The sequence below is a fragment of the Staphylococcus agnetis genome, from assembly GCF_002901865.1.
GTDB classification, from domain to species: domain Bacteria; phylum Bacillota; class Bacilli; order Staphylococcales; family Staphylococcaceae; genus Staphylococcus; species Staphylococcus agnetis.
In genome coordinates this window covers 1-21,424 of the sequence record NZ_PPQF01000056.1, presented here as the reverse complement: position 1 = coordinate 21,424, position 21,424 = coordinate 1, and the positions used below count along the sequence as shown (strand labels likewise).

Sequence of the window (21,424 nt, the reverse complement as noted above, 5' to 3'; positions counted from 1 at the left end):
TTTAATCACTCCATCTCATTTCGCCGTAAAAATAGCTGTTTGAACGCCAAGCGTTTGTATCGCCATTAACGTAAAACCTTACCTCTCCGCTAGGACGTATAGTCACATATCCACCAGCAAATGCAGTAGAAACCGGAACCCTTACTGGGAATGATTGCGAATACTTTGTGAATGTAGGAGGAAGTTGCGCTATGATTTGTCCACTGGTAACATTAGACCCGTTTAACCTTAGATAATTAGTTGTTAATGTACCATTTACAACCTTTCTATATGCACATTTAAAACCAGTTTCTTCGCCATCACTATTAAATGCTGTATTTGATGTTGCGCCATTTAATAGATTGAATTCAATCCACCCTGTGTCGCTTGGGTTATTAACTTTTTGCCAATCCAACCAATTACTACTACCTGATTTAGTTCGTACATAAATGTCATTGCTGTTATAAGGTGAAAAATAAAATTTCATATAGCTATCGTTAACAACGTGTGCTGATAGAAAGCCGTTACTTACACCCTGCGGACCATTTGTAGGTGAATAAAGGTAATACAACCCACTTTTTGTAATTTGAGTAGGATTATTAAAATCTAATTCACGCACTGTGATAGCCATTCCGCCATCGGTTGTTAGTGGGGATTTTTGCCACTGTAACTCACTCAACTTTGTATCTAATTGAGCAGGCTTTACAAAGCCATCTCTATTTAATGTTGCGTTAAAATCAGCCACTTTTGTGTCAATGATCCCATTCGCATTTTGAGTTTTACTATCGAATTCACTCGTACGTTGTTTTACTGTTTCCTCAAAAGCGGTTTTGTTTAATTCATAGCTAGAATTCACTTCGCTACGCTTCGAGTCGATTTGGCGTAACGCATCATCACGACTATTAACAACATCTTCTGTAGCATTATTTTTAGCATCTTCCAAATCTTTTAAAGTTTTGGATTGACTGAGTTCAATTTTGCTTAAAGCGTCTTGTACAGTTTGTTTAACTAAATCAACTAGGCTAGTTAAACTGCCCACATCTTGTTTAACTTGTTCGACTTTCTTTTCGAGAACTTCTCTCAAGTCATCAAACATTCGAATGTAGCTAACCTTAATATCACTTTCGATTTGATTAACTAGACTGTCACGTACTTTAAACGAGAATGTGCCTAATACTACTGTGTCGTCTTTGTCGTTGTTGCTAGTGTCATTTAAGGATAAATACACTTCGCCTAGAACTGTCGAATTAGTGACGTTCTTCAAAAACCATTGAGGGACTGTTACGCCGACTAATCCACGCATAGGATCAATGAATTCTAAATCTAAGACGCCTGATGTTGAAGGTCTTTCTCCATCTACAGACTGTCCTTTAAAGAAGGCGTACCCTTTAACGTTTCTGTCTGAAATAAGAAGAGGTTTGTCGTCTTTAGATACTACAAACTGAAATTGCGCAGTATTTTTATCTAAATTGTAAAAGCCAATACCCCTATCGGATATCGGCTTTAAATATGGTTCTTCTTCTAAATTAATCTTGCCTACTTTTTGTAATTCCACTAATTAACACCCCACAATACTAATGCAATGCCAAACCCTTTTTTGTCATCGTATGGCGTCGTAATCTTCATGACACGACCTTTACCATTTACATTGTCTTTATATCCAATTCCAGCACGACCATTAATTAAATCGCCTGCTACAACGTCTTTTTCGACGTTTGTATAGATTTGACCGAGTAAACCTACTGTATTCCATTCAGGGCGTTCAGAACGCGACATATATTCGATTGACGGGTCGTAATCAGGATTCTCAACTGGTACATCACGCCATTCAAATTGCTCATGCCCTTCATCGTCAAGATAACTTACTTGCTTGTGTTCAGTTACAGTAACACCGTACTCGTTTTTGAGGAACCTGTCCTTATGGTGGTAGGACTTTTCATTGGCTACTAATGCAGCAGTGCCTGAAATAACACCTATAGGCACATCATTTGGTTGTGCCTTACGTACCTTGTCGCCATCTAAAGTAACAACTGTACCTAATTCAATCGCTTTGCCATTTTGTGATTCAAATAGTTCGGCAATATCGGCACTGTTTTGAGTAATCTTACCGGCAAGGGTTAAGTTACCGCTATAAGTGTTTAAATCGAATTTGATATTACTTGTGGAAGCTTCGCCCTTGTCTGAATATCCACCGACAATATGGTAGTTACCTGGCGCTTTAACACGGTTACTATTAATGACAATCTGTGTGTGTCCACCTTTAGTTGTTTCAGATTGTAGGGAAGAAATCACGCCTGAACGAGATCCGTAAGCTTTAGAGTTATAACCACTTCCGATGACATAACTTCGTGAATCGTAAGCTCTTGAATTACCTGTTGACGCTAACACAGCGCTCACTGGACTAACTGCGGCAGAACCTGTTGAACCACCTGTAAATCCACCTTTGACCACAGTAGGCACAACGTTATACTTTTCTTTCGCAATCACTGCGGCGTTTGTATAGTTATCAGCTGTAACACCACTAATAATCGTTGTATTATTGTAAGTCTCGATGCCGTTGCCTGGTCCATTACCAGTCAGATTACCATTTGTGATTTTTAAATCATAGATACCACCACCACTAGCAATACCGATTTTATTTGATGAATTCCAAATGTTAACGTTATTAACTGCGAATCGTTTACCTCTGTTAGCACCACCAAAAAACTTGATGTCTGCACCAGCATCTTTGAAGCCAGTAACATTGATATTGTTTAAAATTACATTCTCTGCCATAAACTGTACTGCAATTGCTGGCATTGTATAATCTGTCTTACCACCTTCTAATTTAGCGAATCTACTGTCACCAATAGCGGTGAAGTTGTTTACAGACACGTTTCGATAAGCGCTAATTAATAACGCCCTAGGCGATGTTCCAGCGTATATACCGTTATAATATGGATAAAGTGCTAAACAATTGTTTAAAGACACATCAAATGCAGTTTTACTTTTTGCGTCTGTAGCCGGTCTATGATGTCCAATATGTCTTATGTTGTATGATCGGATATCCCCAATAGACACATGCCCGTTAACAAAGACACCACGTGCAGCACTTACTGCAGCATGACCTTTGATTTCAAGACCACTAAAATTACCTTCCGTCTTGTTGTTTGAAAGAAAAACGAATTGTGAACCGTCATCGATTTCAATCCCGTTGTTATTACCTCCGCCAGTAGGTGTATGCGCGTAACAGTTTGTGATTGTTAAATAACGTGAATGGTGTGTTGTGATACCGTCATCTCCGCAACCATAAACTTCACAATTATCAATGTGTACGTGCTTACTTTCTAACGATTCAGGGACGCGATTACCGTCGCCTTGGTAAAAGTAATCGTCGCTAGCATATGTCACGTCGATACAGTGTAATAGTGCGTCATAAGACTTCACATTATAGACGTATCCGTTCGTTACACCAGCAAGACGGATATTACTTGAACGTGACCCTCCAGCAGGCTTTAACGCCTTATTCTGACGGAATTTATTACCATTAAAACTGAAATTCTCTAATGAAATGTTCTTAGCATAACCACTCATTTTTAAGTTTGTAATACCAATGTTTTCAGCAGGTGTGTTATCCATAAATTTAATGGTTGTAATGTCTGGTCCTTGTCCAACCAAACGTGAATTGTTGGGCATTTTAATACCAGTAGTTAAGTAGGTGCCAGCGCTCATGGTTACCATTCTGTTGCCGTCTGCTAAAGCGTCAGCAAACGCTTGTGTACTATCTTTTTGCCCTGTAGGGTCACCGCCATAATCATCAACGTTAACTACACGCATGATTTTAGATAGTAATTCAGTACGTAATTTTTCTCGATTATTCTTTTCGGTTAAAAAGTCATGATATAGACGACTACTCAAACTGTCGAAATTTTGTGCGTCCATACTTGTACGACTTGCTCGTAACTCTTGAACACCGTCCCCATTATGACCTAATACAAGTGCTTCTATTTGCTTGCGTTGGTACTTCAACTCATCGGATGTCTTATTTGTCGTACCATCAGCTAATGTGTGCAGTATCTGATTACTGGTGTGTGATGTTGCTTGTTCTTTTTCATGGTAATTTTTGTACTTTTCATTCTTGTTTAAAAAAGCTTCAATATCTTCCGCATTACTTTCTTGTTGAGATAAAAATTTATCTCCAAACAAAGAATGAAACTTCTTTATTAAGTTTATCGGCATTGTATACCTCCTTATTGATCATAGAAAAAGTAATAATCTTTTATAAGCTCGTACATGATGACCTCATGCCCTTTTTCATTAGGATGAAGTCCGTCAAGCATACTAGCTTTTCTAAACGCTGGGCTATATGGTTTGAAGTATTCTGAATGGTAAGCATCGAATACTGGTACGTTTAACTCATTACAAGCGATTACTTGAGCATTAACGTAATCCTCTAACGTAAGCCCTAGCTTGTTTTTATCAGTATCTTTACGACGGATTGTATTACCATCCATAGGGCATTGCCTTGTAGCTGTCATTACCAATATCTTTGCCTTAGGATTATTCTTTTTAATCACTTCAATCGCACTATAAAAGGCACCATAAAACGTTTTTACATTCGTCTTATCAGTGCCTATATCTACATTTTCCAACCAGTCATCATCAGTACCTTGTACGATGATTAAATCTCCAGTTATTTTTGTAGCTTGATCATATATACTATTTTCTTTAACAGTGGACATTGTTGCACCGCTCACCGCTAAATTTGTGTATTTAGCTTTTATCTTTTTAGATAACATTTGAGTGAAATTCTCTTTTGCAAGACTACCTTTAGCGACAGAATCTCCTACAGTTCCAATCTCTTTTATATTACGAATACTAGATTTGCTTGTGAAGTCTTGTAAAATGGTTCCGTTTTTAGTCGTTACACTTTTACCATCTACCGCATCAACTTTGTCCTTCAGTTTGCCTGTAGTATCCAATATTTGTTGATTGGTCGCAGTGTTAGCATTTGTTTGCGCTCTCAATTCAAATGCTTCTTTAGCGGGATTATTAGATTTAAATGACTTAGCATAATTGGCAGCCTTAGCAACCGCTTTGTTATACCTATCTTCCATAGTAAAAGCGCCCAATACAACGTCTTGCTTGACAATGTTGTTATAAGCGTCACGTTCTGTCGTGATTTCGATAATGCGGACAACATCGTTATAACCGATTAAATCATCTGACACACGTACAACATCACCTATTGTAGGGTCAGCTTCCGGGAATTTCTGTTTAAGCGAAACGAAGTCTAATGATATAGACGTCTTGATACTTTCATCAATGGCTAATTCCATAGCTTTTTTTAGTGAATCCTCTTTTTTCATGCGCCCATCTATAATAGGTGGAGCGTGACGCTTGCCTACTAAATCAGCGAGGGGGTGGGTATATTCAAATTGCAAACTAGCCTCATCATATGATTGTTGATCTTCGAAACCGCCAAAGCCTTTTATAAACGTATAGCACTGCGTTGAATCTTCTTGTATCTTCACATTGTTCGCGTTCACACCAGCTTTAATAAAATAGTTCGCTTCTTTTTGTACTGTCTCGTACAAATTAAACGTTTTAGTCTTAGGATCATAATCGTACTCAAGATGAAATCGTTCTAAACCTTTTTTGAATAGGTCTAAATTAGTATCTGCATTACCCAAATTTTCAAACCTACTAGCTTTTACATTTTCGTGTAATTTATATTTATATCCAGTGTTTTTAAACACTAAATCGAAATATTTTTGACCAGTAAAACTACCTGTGTATTTTTCGTAAACTCTAATTGAATTTAAGTCATCTAATTCTACAAGCCTTGCCTTAATACTCAACTTCTCTTTGTTACCAACAGAAGTTTTATCAAGTACAACTATTCGATATTCATTGTAATCTTCAGGACCAGCCACTTGTGTGATCGTCCACATCTTAGTTATTGCTCCAATGGCGTCAAACGTCGATTTATTCTCAACAATATCAAGTTCTAAAGTGCCATCTTCTGCTAATTTGTGGTTTGTCTTTGTAGCAACGTAGAGGGTAGTCCCTACACCTTGTAAACTTTTTAATAATACTGGCAATGGATACCCCCCTAACGTGTGTATATTTTGTGTTTGAACACAATTTTTTGAACTGTTTGATTCATTTTGAAATGATTCCAACCAGGTACTAATACCGGTTGTTCTAAGGTTCGATTATAATTATCAATTCTTAGATTGTTACGGTATGTGTGTAATCCGTCTAATTTAATAACGTCACCAGCTTTTAATTCTAAGCCTTTAATCTGAATCATATTACTTTCAGACATGTAGAATGTAAAACCTTTATCGTCGCTTTTACTCACATTCTTACCTAGTGTGATTTCAACGATGCTATCTTGGTTAAATTGATTTATAGGCACACTACCGTTGTAATACACATCTTCATAAGCGACATTTTCGAATGTGTATTGCCGTCTGTAATCATTTCTATTAAAAGGAAGCCTGTCGGGTATCGCCCATTTCTCCATGTTTGAGTCACCCTCTAAATCGGTACTATACCCAATACTTTCGAAATAAGGTAAATCTACAGTTTCAAAATCTAACGTAAATTCCCCGCCAGTACGTCCTGTGTCGAATGAAACCTCGTTTACCAAACCTACATATATTTGCCTACCATCAACATATTCTAATTCGAATTCTTGCTTTTCATCCGAGAAGATACTTTCGAATTTAATATTGTTATCAGGTGTAGCTAATTCTCTCAAATAAAAATGGCCACTAAACAAATCTTGTATAGCAGCCTTTAAATGTGATGCAAATGCGATACGATCCACATCATAACGTAAGGTTAATTTAACGACCTTCTTTTCTTCTATAGTGAAATTGTGAAATCTGCCATTTATACGTTCTACGTTGTCGAATTTACGTTCATAACCCGCGCCTTCGACATTATAAGAAACAACCCGCAATACATCGTTTGTAAAGGGGTTGTTACTGATACGGTACTTCTTATTGTTTTTAATCACTTCTATATCATGCGCAATCAATCAACATCCCCCTTACATTAATGCAAAGCTTGCGTTCTTTGCGTTTGTTTCTTCAATATAAGATTTAATAGCTGGTAAATCAGATTCATTTTTAACAACGATGTTTACAATAGGTCGGTTATTCTCTTGCATGCTGTGTTTCACATCTTTTGTCATGTGTGCATCCATAACGCCACCCATACCAGTCATTCCGTCTGTAAGAGTGGATGACAATTCAGTGCTAAACGCGTCACCAACACTAGACGCTAGCATTTGGGCTTGTGATATAGCGCCTCCACCATGGCCGGATATAAACGATGTAACATTGCCCCATGCGTCAGCTATGGCGTTACCTACCGCACTAACAACTTTCCACGCTGCGCTAGCAATACCTTCTGCTACGCTACTAATTAAATCAACTCCGGCGGAGATAAAATCACCAAAGAAACTTTTAATCTTATCTAAACCACGTGACATACCATTGCCAATCTCACTAACAACGTCTAAAAAGCCACTAACGATTTTAGCTACAAAGTTAACCATTGTGTTCCAAACTGATGATACCCATCTAGCACCGTTAGACATAATGTAGTTATACGCTTGTATCATTTTAGCTAGTACCGTTGATGCAACTTTCGTAAACCATGTTGAAACCGAGTTCCAAATTTTACCAACAAAACCTGTAATTGTACTCCAAATTTGACCCCAACTTGTGATGTTGGTGCCAAGTATCCTGTTTAATATACTAAAAATGAAGTTAGAAATTTGATTCCAAATTGAAGATAATGTATTCCAAACGGTATTCATTACATTTGGAACTGTATTTTGTAAAGTTAATAACGCTCCTGAAACGTCTCCATTAAGCAATTGAATGAATGCGGTAAACAATCCAACAATTATTTGGACTGCTGCGGAAATAATGCCACCAATTGCCGTAAATACTACAGATACAACTGTCCACAAACCTTGGAATACTGTAATAATGTTTTGGATAATTGTCATTACAACTACACCTAATACTTGTGAGAAGATTTCCCCAAGTTGTTGTAGAATCGGCATAATCGGTTGTAAGGTTTGTTGAATGTTAGACCATAATTGCTGGAACCAGCCTACAATAGAACTCACAGCACCACTAATTGCAGTAACAATACCGTTCCACGCTTCAGTAATCATATTTCGGAAATCTTCATTCGTTTTCCATAAATAAACGATAACACCTACTAATGCGCCTATAACGGCTATAGCAATTCCGATTGGTCCTGTTAAAGCAGTGAATGCAGCACCTAATAACGGTAATAATCTACCAATATTAGCAATTGGACTCATTAAGAATGTGAAAGCTGTGCGCACCACGTTTAAAATTCCTGTTAATAAACCAGTGGACGATATAAATCGCGCTATTGACCCTATAACCCTTCCTAAAGACGTACCAAAAACAAAATTCAATACGCTGCCAATAGCCATAAATGGTGCTATTAAAGCCCATACAGCACCGCCTAATATTGTAAGTACACCTAATACTTTCGCTATTGCTGGATGTGTTTCGAAAAGTTTCGCTACAAATCCTGCAAGTGCAGTTACAAATCTTAATAACATACTAGCTATCGGTGCCATTGCAGTACCGAAAGCAACCAATGCTCTAACAATATTACCGATTAAATCCATAATCACTGGACCATTTTGTTGCACGTACTCTACAAACTTTTTAAAACCTTCACTATTACCTACAGTTTCAGACCACTCTCTAAATTTAGATGTCATTTGCACTAAGGCGTCGAATATACCAGAACTGTTTTGAGCAAAAGCTCTCATCAAATTACCGATACCAAGAAATACATTGCCGAATATTTGACCTATTTTAGGCAGGTTTGTTTTTGTATACTCGATAAATGATCTAATAGCATTTTGACCACTAACACTATTTGCCCAGTTTTGGAATTTCTTTCCCAAACTATCTAATCCTTGTGCAACCCACAAGAATAATGGTGCAAGTTGAGTAAACACATTGACTAAACCATCACCAAATCGTCCAGCAGCACTTAATAATGCGTTGAATGTCTTTACACCTGTCGTATTCATCATATTAAAGAATTTCGAGGCTGTTCGGCTATTCTGCGACCATTTCAATACCTTTTGTGACGCTTGCTCCATAGATTGTGACACACCAGCAATAAATGGCTTTAATGCTATTAACGCTGTTTTAACAGTGTTCAACCCATTAGCTAATGTGTTAAATATCTGCGCTTGGTTTTGCTTAATAATGCTAGTCCACGTTGATTTAACGCCATCTAAAGCAGATTGATATGCCTCAGTCTCTTTTGTAGCTTGCAAAGTACCATCTTTAAGCATTTTAATAGCACTAATTGCCATAGCGCCAAATGCTACAGCACCAGCACCAGCGATACTAAATGCGCCAACAAGTCCTAAAACACCGCCACTTAATACACCTACAGCATTTAATACTGCCATTAAAGCAGGTACTAAACTAGCGATGATTGGTATCAACGCTTGGAAGCTAGCAATAATTAAACCTTTAATCTGTTGACTAAACACAGTACCAAACGTTCTAATTTTTGTCGCTAGAGCGTCCATCTTGTCGCCATAATCAGTTAACGATTGATTTAATGCACGTGTTAAAATTTGCGCTCTTGTCATGCCTCGAGTATCGAAATTAACCTTCACGGTCTTATCGAATAACGTTGCTAACATTGCTTTCGCGCCCATGACTGAACGCTTTAACCGAGAATTGTCTCCGTCGATTTTAACGGTATGCTCACGCCATTTAAGCGCCATTGCTTTGGCACGTTGTAAAGCTCTTTGAAATTTAGAAATATCAGCTTTAACATCAGTTTCAATTTCGTTAGGAATTGCTGTTTTAGCTAATCTTTGAGCTTTCCTGACATTACTTTGAAAATCTCTTAAATTAGCCATAATACGCGCCATAAAGTTTGTATCCAATAGTTAACCTCCTTTCTGTTCTAACCAACGTCTTGTACCCTCTTTGAACAATTCACGTCTACGTTTTTCTTTTTCTAATCTAGCTTGTTGAATACGTCTATAACTACCAGGTTCATGTATTTCATAACGTTGTTTTTCAATGTCTTTAGTAATCCTTTTAAGAGGTTTCCCAGCTTGCACAAGACCATTTGCTTGTGCTGCTTCTACACCCAGCATACGTTGGTCTAAATACTTCTCTTGACTGCCTATAATCCAATCACGCCATTCACTTGGCCTCATCATAAGCAACTCTTGTTCAGGTATATAACCAATATATCTACCGGTTAGCTGTCTTACTTTTGAATAGTCGAGTAAGGTTCTGAGCCCATGATTTCTTTGAAATTGTCCTTCATGAACTTGATGCCCGATTTGGTCATCTCCTTGTCGTCTTCTTTCGCCATATTCGGAGCCTCGTTCATTTGCACCCAGAACAGACGTGATTTTTGCTTGAAAAAACCGCTGTTATTCATCACATCTAAAGCACCTTGTAATAACTCAATCGTGTCTTGTTTAGCCTCAATAACTTTGAATAAAGCTGACTCAATTTCTTCACGGCTAGGCGCATTCTTTCCTAAATAAGCTGTAGCGCATTCCCAAAAGTCAGCAATAGCGTCTGTGTCACGCTCTAAAATGCCGTTGTAGATTGCAGTAAAACCAGGTGTAGTAACCTTTTTGCCCTCTTTATCTTCATTGTCTTGCGCAAACTTTTTAGCTACTTTATCAAATAAGAAAGTGGCTTTCGCTTCTACTTCTTGATCATTAATATTTAGTGTCGTAATCGGATTAAATTCAGTCAAAATAAATACCTCTTTTCATTTTTTGTATAAAAAAATAGGGAGCTTATGCCCCCTAATATTGAGTTAAACTTCCAAACCTGATGAAACACTTGCTTTTTGTTTTTCTTCATAAGTGCCGACGTACTCACCAAAGCTTTCGTATTCAACAGTTGGTGCGCCTGCAGCCTCGAACCATTCAGGTGGAAGGTTATCTTCTGTGCCTTCCGCAGTATTCCATTTGATTTTAAGCGTTAATTCAATTTTGTTATCCTCATCATCAAATGACATTTCGAAAGATTCAGGAACGCTATAAGCGAACACACCGTGGTATTTACCGTCCTTGCGTTTAACACGTTCATATAGCCAAATACGCACTTGACCGCCTTTTTTAGCGGCTGCTTTTAACGCTTCAATGCCAGGATCACCAGGCACATTCCCGACTGTCAATTTGATTTCTTCCGATGTAGCATTAGACGAATAATCCGTCTTACCGCCACGTACAATTTCAGCTAAATCATTCTCAATAGTCCAACCGCCTTCTTGTAAATCAGCAAGTAATAAAGCGTCTACTTTATCTAATTTACTGTCGGCAGGTCGTACTACAGCTAAATAACTTTTTTGCGCCATATATTACACTCCTTCATTCTTTTTTTTATGTCTGTACTTAAATAAAAGTCGTATTGTGCCGTGCTTGGTAAACCTGTCTATGTCAGGGAATACCGATTGGCTTTCAATACGACTGAATTGAAATTCGTAATTGTTTATGTCTATAGTTCTGTTCAAAACGTAACCAATTGCACTAATGATTAATTTAGCCTCATATTGTGTGGCAAATTGAGAATATACGTGGATTACAATACCGACTGTTTCTCTCATCATAGCGCTTGATTCGTTATTAGTGACGTTAGATTCACCCACAATAATATATGGGTAAACAGCGTCCTCTTGAACTACATCAAAAACCCTATCACCAACGAATTTGTTAATGATAGGGCTTGATTTCAACCGTTTATATATTTGTACTGTAAGTTCAGGTTCAACTGATACCCACATATTAACCACCTCTATGAAAAGTATTGCTCAAACGTTTGTCTGCCAGCGTCAATTGCAGGATTCCAAAAAGGTTGTGCTACTTGACCATATGTCATATGCCATTCACCATCTAAATCTTCATAAAACCACGGTATCTTTTTAGCACGACTACCACCTGGTCCAGTGGCGTATATGCCTGTGCCAAATTCAACGTAAATAGCGTAGTCTGCCCCTACACTAATAACACTTGATAAACCACCATCAGTAAATTTATAGTCGATACTTTCTTTAAGAAACCCCATATCTACCGGAGCTAATGCAACGGCTGTGTTGTAAATCTTAAGTGTCGTTTTAGCAATACCTTTTTTAACCCATTTCTCCATGTCTTTAGAATACTTTTCAAGGTCGACAACTATTGAATCTGCACCGAATTTAACCTTTGCCATAAGGCGCCTGTTTAAGTCTGTACATTTTTATTTCGTGTTGTCCACCTTGGTCAATGGAATCTCCTACTATACCGTAGATTCTGCCCTCATATTCAAATAAATTATTGGTAGCGATTGGCAAGTCATACGGTACATATAAGTTTCTATCGTATTCTTGTGACATTTGGTGAAATTTAAGTTGTTCGGATGTGCTAGGTGTGTCCATAAAGCCGTTAATTTGTTTTTCGCTTACAAAGCGCTCTTTTATATATGGATATTCCCCAACCTTTTTGATAGAACCTATCGAAATGGTATGTGGGAATTCGTTGTATGGATCAAACACAGCATCACCCCTATCTTAATGATTTAAAAACATGGAATTTAGCGCGTTTATATCTATTTAAAACGCCACTAATATAATCAGGGACGCCATCGTTATACGTGTACGACACCGTCCCCATGCTTCTAGATTTTAAATTTCTTTTAACCTCAGGTCGTTGATAATACTCTAGTACGTCTGCAACGTATTTTTTGATTGGGTAAGGATAAACAATTTGTCCGTCTTTAATGAAATCATTGTTAGTTACATCCCTAACATCTTCTAGTATTCCATCAACTTCCATTTTGAATAAATCTTCTTCGTCGGGTTTGATTTCAACACCGTTTTTCTTAAGAAGAAGTTTAATATCTTCATAAAGAGCCATACTTATCACTCACTCTTTTTAGACGCCGTACGTCGTGTTTTAACTTCTTCGTAACCAACGTGGCTATAATATGCTTCAAATGCCTTTCTAGTTACTGTGATAGTGTCATCATCTTTTTTAACTTTAATTTCTTCTGCTTTATTAGACACCTAAACCACTCCCAACATCTTTTGGCTTTAACGTTGCAAAAGCTTCAGGTTTAACATTCATGTAAGCGATATGCATAGTTGCGCGTAATGCGAACATATCACGTTCGAATAATGACACTGGTTGGTCTGACGCATCAGATGCTTGTAATGTAGTTAACGTTGCATCTTCAGAAATAGCATATTCAATACCTTGCAAGATACCGTATCGTGCATAATCCCAGTCACCCATTAATGCTAATGATTGTTTCTTATCGAATACATCAGCACCTGTGTAAGATAAAGGTAATCCCATAATTTCGTTACCATTCGCATCGAATAAAGGGTGTTTATTGGCATCTAATGCGTTACGCATCTTGCTACGGAATGAACGTGTAGTTAATACGCCGTTAGGATCTAATTCTTCATCTTCAATTGTTGCCATTAATGCAGAGAGGTCTACATATAAGTCGTTTGTATCTGTGACAACGTTACCTTTTTCTTCTGCACCAGTAACAAGAGGTTTACCACTAGTTGAAGTGTTGTAAGGTGACTTAGTACCAAAGATTACAGCTTGGTCAAACGCTTTGTAGAATGCTTCTGCAATTAAAGGTTTAACCTCGTTAAAGAAATCTTTAGCAGTCCACTTTAAGAATTCTTTTGATAAAGGAATGATTACACCGATTTTCTTAGCTTCCATTTCTGCTTGAGCGTATTCAGGTTTAGATGTTTGGATACGTTCAGTTTCTGAAACCCAGTAAGCACCTACACCTTTAGCTAAGTAAGTAAACTTTTTCTTTTGCGCCGTCATTGGCTCGTTTTTAGCTAATTTCATGATAGCTGAATTCGCCATGACTTCTTTCATGATTAATGAACCTTGTTCTGCTGGAATTACACCATTTTTAAAATCCGACAAAATAACATTAGCCGGAGTGTACGTTGGAGTTGCCATATTTTATTACCTCACTTTATTTTCTGATATTAATTTCACGTGCCATTTCTTCAATTGACTTAACGTTTGATAAGTCAACATCATTGTCTTGCGCTTCTCGAACATGTCGCCCACTTGACTTAAATTTAGACTCAACGCCTTCTTTGACATACTTATCGAAAGTTTCTTTAAGGCTTTTTAAATTCGCTTCAGTATCTTCATCAGAATCACCTAAGAATCTATCTACCAATGATGATGGTAGGTTCATTTCTTGAGCTTTACCTAATGCATAACTTCTTAACTTCTCGCGTTTAGCCTCTGCGTCACGTTTCTCTAGCTCTTTTTCAAGTGCGCTAATTCGCTTTTGTTCTTCTGATTGTTCAGGATTGCGTTTTTGTACTTCTTTCTCAATCAAGCTCTCAAGGTTCTTCTCTTTCCAAGACTCCAAACCTTTTGTGTGGTAACGATCTAATTCAGGTTGAATAAATCGTTTACCTTCTTCTGTATCTAAAAAGCCTTTAACGTCATCAACAGACACCGTCTTAAGTCCGCTTAGATACTCTTTTACGTCTTTGTCGTCTTTATGCTCTTCAAAGTACGACTTAATATCCTCGACATTCATATATCATTGCTCCTTTTTTCGCCCTTTGCGTACCGTAATAGTCCGAAAAGTGCATAATAAAAAAGCAGTTTAACGACATACTTTAGGTCGAGCAGTAAGGTGCTAGCTACTTAAGTCCAAAATCAACGTTTTTTGCATTTTCTTCTTCAATATATGTTTTAATAGCAGGAATATCTGCCTCATTTTTAACTCTTATGTTTACAACGGGTCTTTCTTTAGGAAAAACATAATCTGGTGTATATCCTTTTTGTTTAATTTCATCGTATTTTCTAGCTTTAATAAGCAATTCATTATAATCCACTAAATCAATATTCACTGTATTACGTTCCATATTATTTACCACCTTTTCGTTTCATCTTCTCCCACTCACGATAGGTCATGTGTGGGATTACTTCGGTTGTTCCATCATCATTACGTACTCGCATTACACCAGGTAAATCATCTTCGTCAATGTAATACAACAGCTTACAACGGCAGTTAATATTCTCTTTGGCACTTGCTACACCAACAAATAGATGTGGCGCTTGCCCCACACACCCACTAGATTTAAAGTTGTCGTCTATATCCACTGACTGACCGTCTAAATGACGATGAGTGTCACGTGTGCGAGTGTCTTTCGTAGCAGACCAACGTTTTTTCATCTTAAATCCGTTGTCTTTAACCACTATTGCACTGTCTAATCCAGCTTGTGACATTGCTCTGCCCGCCTCTGCACGTGCCACACGCAACGATTGAGCCTTAGCCATGCCCAAATCATCACGTAAAGCTTTGGCTATCTTAGAGTAACCCTCACCACTCATAATCCCTTGCGTAATGTGTATGCGAATACGTTTAAGCACCTCATTACGATATTTTTGTAACGTTGGTACTAAGCGTATAAACTCTATCGGTTGCTCTATTGCTTTGTTAATCACAGAAGCTGTAGGTACATCAAACCGCATTGACGATTGACTAGCCATTTCATACAAATAAAGACTCATCATATACTTCTCGATGTAAGCATTATGTTGAGTCTGTTTAATAGATTTAGCTACTTTGTTATAATCTTCAGTTATCATTTCTCCGATGCGTACAAGCTCTTTATTCAAACGATTGTATTTATTAAATTCTGTCCACGTCACATGAGGGTCATCTGATTGGTACTTTTCAAACATATCTGCTAATTCTTGATTGATAACTTTCAATCTTTTAGCAAATAACACTTCTATCGGCTTTTCTGACTTAGCAATTAGTTGTTCAATGTAATCGTCAATTTGTTTCTGGTTTGTTATCTTGCGCTCTGCCATTAGCGTCACCCTCGTTTATATCAGGCAATTTACTATTCATTTCAAAGTTGTCTCGTTCCATTTCATCTAACTCATAATCAACGTCATCAACTAACTGTGATTGCCCTAGTCTAGTACGTTCAGACACTTGACCCCTCAAGTTAATTAATACCTGTGATTCTTCGAGTTTATTTACTGGTATATTACGTGTGAACTTAAAGATGATGTCTAAATAGCTATCGTCATCGACGTTATAACCCTTACGTTTCAACGCTGACAAGATAACCTTAAATTGATACCTCAACATCGCTGTCATCTTACGTTCAAAGGTCATGCATTTATTCTCTAAAGCCATTAACTTTAACTTCATACCAATGATAGGAACGTTGCCGTTAAACTCATCGGAATTAAAGTTGACCGACTTAGCGAACCGCATGATGTTTTTTTCAATACGATCTAAATGATTCTCAATCATGCCATCGTTTACATCTTTAGTTAGATATTTAACATCCATATCCTTGTCGAACAGCTCAAATGCGCCACTCTTTTGCGTCTCTTGAATCATTTCTTCACTCATACCCATACCACGTAACACAAGGTATGCTAGACGCGTCTGACTGATTTCACTCGATGCATCACTCATCGTTAAGTCGTAGGCATCTATCAAATGAATTACTTTCTCTGCGTCACCTAACATTTCTTTATTGTTAGGTACACCAAACAACGGATTGTAATCAAATAGATGTTCATAACGCCCCACTTCTTGCAAGGTATCTATACCTTCACCACGAAAAACATAATAGTAAGTGTCATCATAAAACTCTGCATAGACGTATTCTGTTCCATTATCATCATCTTTTTCATAAAAATAACGCAATGAATAAGTAGGCTCTAAAATACTGTCGCCTGCAAATACTACGTTAAATGGGTCTATATTCTTTATCCTTACTTCACCATTTTTATCAATATACGCTAGCCTTGCACCGTATCCGCAAATCGCAGCCATTTTACCTATCTCTGAATCTTCATCATCAATACTGTTGCGTATTGTAAAATCAGTAAGGAAACTTTTTAGTTTGTCGTTCTTTGTCGAATTCTCGTCTAAATCATAAGTGATTGGTACACCATGAAGGTAACCCACACGTGTGTCTACAATTTCGCTATCAAACGAGTTGTTAAGTTTATTGTTTATAGATATATCTAAACGTCTAACATTGCCACCTCGTTCAAAGTCCTCTTTTTCCTCGATTGGACTACGTTTGAATATAGGCACATAATCAATGTGCGTCTTATATCTGTTGTAGAGGTTTACCATACGTTCTCTATCATCTTTATGTGATTCAATTAACGACTCTATGTGTTTAGGCAGCACACCTTGTGCCTTAATATCATCTATTAGCTTGTACAACGTTATCTTACCCTCCTTAATCTCTCAGGTTTAGTATGTGTGTATATGGCATAACGCAATGAATCTAACACATCGTCAAATTCTTTAATTGGTTCTCCGTTTGTAGGGTGCCACACATATTTGTATATCTCTTTCTTAAATCTATCCATATGATCATACAGTACAAATAATTTATTTTGTTTGAATAACTTAGCTATTTCTTCAATGCCTGACAACTTACTTTTATCTGCATTTATGGCCCTTAATCCGTGCCGTCTAAAATCTGTTATATGTTCAGGTCTGGCGGTATCGCAATAGAAATTAATATTGCCATACTTTGCAACAATGCCTTTAGCTATGTCCACCCAGTCCTCTATAAACTTAAATTGGTGAGCGTGTTCCTCGATAAAATAAAAATTACCGTCAATACCTTTTCCTAATAACACGATAGATCCATAATGTTCAAAGCCCCAGTCGACACCAGCAAAATATTCTTTTATGGGTACTTTCATCAAATCATCATAGGTAATGGTATTCTGATTTAAATCAAAGTCGGCATATACAACCCCGTCGCCCGATACCCACTTACCGTTGATATTCCTTTCATAAAACATTCCTGACGGCGTTGACGCTTTAATAGACTCTTTATATCTATCGTTTAAGAATGTGTTGTCATCGAGCTTATATTGATAACTCAATATACCAGCTTTAGGGTCTGTGTTCTCTATATAATCTTTTAGCAACCAATGCTCAGGGTGGTCGGGGTTGGTATCCACTAATATCCTTGCGCCTAGTCCGCTACAACGTGATTTAATCTCGTCAAACACTTCTTCATGTGCTAGTGACGCCTCGTTGATATATGCACCGTACGCAGTCATACCACGTATAGCGCCAATGCCACTTACTTTGCTATGACCTGTTTGTACCACTTGCACACCAAACAACGTGAATGAGTTGTACTTATCAAAGTTGAACTCTAATCCATACTTATTTGTAAGTTCAATCAATACGTTCTTCTGTATCGTACCTAATGTTGCTCCTGCTAAAATGTATTGAGGCCTCTCAACACCTTCTTTGTCTGCAATATCACGTACACGCATTAATTCACGCAAGAATAAGTCGTTGTTTAATATTGTCTTACCTGTACGTTTAGCACCGTGATTAATGAGCATAAACCAATCTCTCTTTTGCGTTTCTCTCAAGATTTCTATCTGCTTATCTGTATAGAGTTTGTTCAGCTTACTCATCACCAATCACATCCGTTATAGCGTTATGCAACTGACGTATCTTATCTTCAGTGCCAGAATCACCTTTATCAATTTGTTCAATTTTCTTTTCGAGCATTTTGATTTCTGTTTCAATCTTCTTATTAGCTAGTTTTTCATTACCTAACATCATTCTATTCATACCATCTAAACCAGCCACAAATGCGTCAGCAGATGATTTCTTCAAACCTTTGTCATTAATGTCGTTTTTAGCTACATTTTTTAACCACTCATACTCTTCAAAAGCCTTTTGGCGTGTCCATTTTGATTGTTCGGCTACCTCTTGACGCAATTCTTCGTACCTTGTACAAACCTTGCCGTTTTTAGCTACACGGCTAGCTAATACATCGATATCCTTTTCGCTCTTACCTTTAGTCGAATACCCTGCGTCAATATAGGCTTTGCGTTGGCTCTTGCCTTCTATGAGTCCTAAGACAAATTTCTCTTGTTTCGGTGTTAATTTAATCAATTCTTTTCACTGTATCACACGCCTTTACGTTAATTACTCTATAAATTTAAATATAAAAAAGACGCTGCAAAGGGTAACAGCGCCTAATTGATTATGTTTTACTCTAATCTATTTGAGTTTTACACTCATATGAATGTATACCGCCTACCCGACGGATAGACGGTCAGGCAATCGGGTACGCAACATATACATGATAAACGCTTGCCCAATCACCTAATAAGCGGAGTGAAACACATAGGTTATACACTCATATCAGCATAAAGTAAGACGCCCAGTTACTCTGGACGCCTAGTTTAGTTACTAATCAACTTCACTAAACAGATGAAACCACAATTTTGAAAGGAGGGAAAATGTCGTCATCGCAGTGCTTACTAATTAGGTAGTCGTGGTACCTATATATTAAGCACATTAACATTATAACCTTTTAAGTGACGCTATTTTTCCAACCTTTTTCCAAACCTTAATGTATTAATCCTAACTCGTCAGCCAACATATTCAGTATCCCTTTGCGCAAGTTATAAGCTGTTGACTTAGATATGTGTATGCTATCCGCTACCCCAGTTAAATTAAGTGTACGTGGTTTAGTGAAGTAATATAAATCCATCAACTTACGCCCCTCATCTGTGGTGCTATTGTATACAATCTCAATCGCTACTTTCACTCGTGTCAACTGTGCCAATCGTCTATCGTTAACAACACGTGTCGCTTTAATTTCAGTGACACTTACATTTTCGCTAGAACGTCCTCCGCCAATATTCTCGTCGGTAGGTTGCCATGGATTCAACACTTCTTCACGTACTCTGTTAATATCTTTATCTATATTAGGGTACTGACGTAATTCTCCTTCTAAATAAATTACAGTCGACTTCCTTAAAGCCATTAATCGTCCCCCTCAAAGTGTCTTAATCTACTCTCTAACACTCGTTTTTCGTATTCCCTAGCCTCTAACTTCCCTTTAAGCTGTGCATTTTCTGCGATAAATCCTACAAGTAATAATGTGTATACGATAAACAATATAATCCACCACATCTAATATTCCTCCGTATCAACTTCATCTTGTAGGTACATATCATTCATCAATGCCTTAGCACCTTCATAAATCAGAATCGTTACTACAGTGTGTAATACCACTCTTAAATATTTCATTTGATTACTCCTTATTATCCGTTCTAGTATCTACCGCATTCACAACTTTTCTGAACCAATACACAATCTGTTCATCAGTCATACTTCTCATTAAAGGACTTTCTTCCCTTGCAAGTTTTATTATCTCTTTATCAAACTCTTCTTTATCCTCTTTAGATTTCTGTTTATAATCTCTAACTGCCTTTGTATATTTTTCTGGTAATTTTAACACACCATCACTCCTTATTAAGTAATTCCTTAATTCGTTGCAGTACGTCTTTACTACTAGATTCCTGATGATCCGAACCCTTTTTCTCCTCTTGCTGATACATCGTCAAATTTCTCCACTTCCTGTAACTCTGCTGTAACGATAGGCACAATAACTAACTGTGCAAGTTTTTCGCCTTTGTTGATTACATAAGTACCTTGTTTATACAAATGTCGTTCATCTTCTATAATTATTTTGTCTTTCAAATCTCGTTTAAAGATTGTTTCTCCTTTGTTATCTTCATGGTCATTCTTAATATTAATCTGCATATGACCTTGAAACCCTGCATCAATTTTTCCTGTCTCAACCACAAGATGTGTCCTGCTACTCACACCACTTCTACTAGTTAGTAATCCAACGTATCCTTTTGGAATATTCACAGCTATGTCAGTAGCAATTAACGCTTTCTCTTGCGGTTCGAGTATTACTGTTTCTGCTGCGTAAATATCAAACCCAGCATCTGTTGAATGATTACGTGTTGGTAATGTTGCGTTTTCCGATAATAATTTGATTTGTAATTGATCCATTATTTGTCCTCCCTAGTATCTTTAAGTTTTCTAAGTTCAGAAAATAAACCAATAGCTATAATAGACGTTACGCCAGCTAAAATTTCTAACCCATCAGATGCGGAGAAAATTAGCAATACAGCTATGCTCCATAGAAAAAAATTCAAAAGTGACATCTACGTACTTGTTATCGAAGCGATGGTTAAGATAAGGATCCTTAAACACCCAAATAACAAAGAAAGCTAAAAACAACCATATATTCATTTACTCGTCCTCCTATAAGTCTCTATTTATATCAAAGTCAATAATTTTAAATATTTGTTCAGATGAGATTTTAACTTCGTTAAATTTCTTATCAAAACCTACAATAGAATCATTCTTTCTTTGTTTGTTAAAAATTTCGGTTCTGTCGGAAAAACTAAATAATTTTTTGTTATTTTTTAGCACAATCGTTGATGAGTAGTCTGGATACATCTTACTCGTCCTCCTCATAGGTTCTAATTTCTACAGTACAGCCTAGCACTTTACCGCCCCACTTA

Annotated in this window: 25 protein-coding genes; all 25 read right to left on the bottom strand. The window is 37.3% G+C overall.

All coding sequences use genetic code 11. The features are described from left to right. Position 1: 1 nt before the first annotated feature. Complete coding sequence (locus tag CD172_RS08620; RefSeq protein ID WP_103346110.1) at positions 2 to 1,534, bottom strand: BppU family phage baseplate upper protein; 1,533 nt, start codon at positions 1,532 to 1,534, stop codon at positions 2 to 4. Further along, the gene (locus tag CD172_RS08615) at positions 1,534 to 4,197 is read right to left on the bottom strand and encodes a peptidase G2 autoproteolytic cleavage domain-containing protein (RefSeq protein ID WP_103346109.1); all 2,664 of its coding nucleotides are present in this window, start codon (positions 4,195 to 4,197) and stop codon (positions 1,534 to 1,536) included. Before CD172_RS08615 ends, CD172_RS08620 begins: the two co-directional genes overlap by 1 nt. Before the next feature lie 11 nt (positions 4,198 to 4,208). Beyond that, a complete protein-coding gene (locus tag CD172_RS08610; protein ID WP_103346108.1) occupies positions 4,209 to 6,062 on the bottom strand; it encodes an SGNH/GDSL hydrolase family protein in 1,854 nt (617 codons plus the stop codon). A gap of 11 nt (positions 6,063 to 6,073) precedes the next feature. Continuing rightward, a complete protein-coding gene (locus CD172_RS08605) occupies positions 6,074 to 7,009 on the bottom strand; it encodes a phage tail family protein (protein WP_103346107.1) in 936 nt (311 codons plus the stop codon). A gap of 12 nt (positions 7,010 to 7,021) precedes the next feature. Continuing rightward, positions 7,022 to 9,946, bottom strand: coding sequence for a phage tail protein (locus CD172_RS08600; RefSeq protein ID WP_103346106.1), 2,925 nt, complete (start codon positions 9,944 to 9,946; stop codon positions 7,022 to 7,024). A 3-nt stretch (positions 9,947 to 9,949) separates the two neighbouring features. After that, on the bottom strand, positions 9,950 to 10,228 hold the full coding sequence (locus CD172_RS08595) for a hypothetical protein (protein ID WP_103346105.1): 279 nt from the start codon (positions 10,226 to 10,228) through the stop codon (positions 9,950 to 9,952). A gap of 50 nt (positions 10,229 to 10,278) precedes the next feature. Beyond that, on the bottom strand, positions 10,279 to 10,782 hold the full coding sequence (locus tag CD172_RS08590; protein WP_103346104.1) for a tail assembly chaperone: 504 nt from the start codon (positions 10,780 to 10,782) through the stop codon (positions 10,279 to 10,281). A 63-nt stretch (positions 10,783 to 10,845) separates the two neighbouring features. Beyond that, positions 10,846 to 11,388: a phage tail protein gene (locus CD172_RS08585; RefSeq protein ID WP_103346103.1), complete on the bottom strand. Its 543-nt coding sequence runs from the start codon at positions 11,386 to 11,388 to the stop codon at positions 10,846 to 10,848. 3 nt (positions 11,389 to 11,391) lie between these two features. After that, complete coding sequence (locus CD172_RS08580) at positions 11,392 to 11,814, bottom strand: DUF3168 domain-containing protein (RefSeq protein WP_103346102.1); 423 nt, start codon at positions 11,812 to 11,814, stop codon at positions 11,392 to 11,394. An 11-nt stretch (positions 11,815 to 11,825) separates the two neighbouring features. Beyond that, positions 11,826 to 12,239 carry an HK97-gp10 family putative phage morphogenesis protein gene (locus tag CD172_RS08575; RefSeq protein ID WP_103346101.1) on the bottom strand — a complete coding sequence of 138 codons (414 nt, stop codon included), beginning with the start codon at positions 12,237 to 12,239 and terminating at the stop codon, positions 11,826 to 11,828. Continuing rightward, complete coding sequence (locus CD172_RS08570) at positions 12,226 to 12,561, bottom strand: phage head closure protein (RefSeq protein ID WP_103346100.1); 336 nt, start codon at positions 12,559 to 12,561, stop codon at positions 12,226 to 12,228. Before CD172_RS08570 ends, CD172_RS08575 begins: the two co-directional genes overlap by 14 nt. A gap of 10 nt (positions 12,562 to 12,571) precedes the next feature. Further along, complete coding sequence (locus CD172_RS08565) at positions 12,572 to 12,922, bottom strand: head-tail connector protein (RefSeq protein ID WP_103346099.1); 351 nt, start codon at positions 12,920 to 12,922, stop codon at positions 12,572 to 12,574. 5 nt (positions 12,923 to 12,927) lie between these two features. Beyond that, a complete protein-coding gene (locus CD172_RS12745) occupies positions 12,928 to 13,071 on the bottom strand; it encodes a hypothetical protein (protein WP_165805170.1) in 144 nt (47 codons plus the stop codon). Continuing rightward, positions 13,064 to 13,999 (bottom strand): phage major capsid protein, encoded by a 936-nt coding sequence (locus CD172_RS08560; RefSeq protein ID WP_103346098.1) that lies wholly within the window; start codon positions 13,997 to 13,999, stop codon positions 13,064 to 13,066. Before CD172_RS08560 ends, CD172_RS12745 begins: the two co-directional genes overlap by 8 nt. A 16-nt stretch (positions 14,000 to 14,015) precedes the next feature. After that, positions 14,016 to 14,600, bottom strand: a complete 585-nt coding sequence (locus CD172_RS08555) for a DUF4355 domain-containing protein (protein WP_103346097.1) — start codon at positions 14,598 to 14,600, stop codon at positions 14,016 to 14,018. Positions 14,601 to 14,706: 106 nt separating this feature from the next. Then, entirely contained in the window at positions 14,707 to 14,931 is a 225-nt protein-coding gene (locus CD172_RS08550) for a hypothetical protein (protein WP_103346096.1), read from the bottom strand. A gap of 1 nt (position 14,932) precedes the next feature. Then, positions 14,933 to 15,886: a phage head morphogenesis protein gene (locus CD172_RS08545; protein ID WP_103346095.1), complete on the bottom strand. Its 954-nt coding sequence runs from the start codon at positions 15,884 to 15,886 to the stop codon at positions 14,933 to 14,935. Next, complete coding sequence (locus CD172_RS08540; RefSeq protein WP_103346094.1) at positions 15,849 to 17,279, bottom strand: phage portal protein; 1,431 nt, start codon at positions 17,277 to 17,279, stop codon at positions 15,849 to 15,851. Before CD172_RS08540 ends, CD172_RS08545 begins: the two co-directional genes overlap by 38 nt. After that, complete coding sequence (locus tag CD172_RS08535) at positions 17,276 to 18,499, bottom strand: PBSX family phage terminase large subunit (protein ID WP_103346093.1); 1,224 nt, start codon at positions 18,497 to 18,499, stop codon at positions 17,276 to 17,278. Before CD172_RS08535 ends, CD172_RS08540 begins: the two co-directional genes overlap by 4 nt. Further along, a complete protein-coding gene (locus CD172_RS08530; protein WP_103346092.1) occupies positions 18,492 to 18,986 on the bottom strand; it encodes a terminase small subunit in 495 nt (164 codons plus the stop codon). Before CD172_RS08530 ends, CD172_RS08535 begins: the two co-directional genes overlap by 8 nt. A gap of 460 nt (positions 18,987 to 19,446) precedes the next feature. After that, positions 19,447 to 19,866 (bottom strand): transcriptional regulator, encoded by a 420-nt coding sequence (locus CD172_RS08525; RefSeq protein ID WP_103346091.1) that lies wholly within the window; start codon positions 19,864 to 19,866, stop codon positions 19,447 to 19,449. Continuing rightward, entirely contained in the window at positions 19,866 to 20,015 is a 150-nt protein-coding gene (locus CD172_RS12740; RefSeq protein ID WP_169925243.1) for a hypothetical protein, read from the bottom strand. Before CD172_RS12740 ends, CD172_RS08525 begins: the two co-directional genes overlap by 1 nt. Before the next feature lie 121 nt (positions 20,016 to 20,136). Continuing rightward, positions 20,137 to 20,343: a DUF7366 family protein gene (locus tag CD172_RS08520; protein WP_103346090.1), complete on the bottom strand. Its 207-nt coding sequence runs from the start codon at positions 20,341 to 20,343 to the stop codon at positions 20,137 to 20,139. 53 nt (positions 20,344 to 20,396) lie between these two features. Continuing rightward, on the bottom strand, positions 20,397 to 20,906 hold the full coding sequence (locus CD172_RS08515) for a dUTP diphosphatase (RefSeq protein ID WP_411755718.1): 510 nt from the start codon (positions 20,904 to 20,906) through the stop codon (positions 20,397 to 20,399). Between the two features lie 255 nt (positions 20,907 to 21,161). Beyond that, positions 21,162 to 21,359 carry a hypothetical protein gene (locus tag CD172_RS08510; protein WP_103346088.1) on the bottom strand — a complete coding sequence of 66 codons (198 nt, stop codon included), beginning with the start codon at positions 21,357 to 21,359 and terminating at the stop codon, positions 21,162 to 21,164. Positions 21,360 to 21,424: the final 65 nt, after the last annotated feature.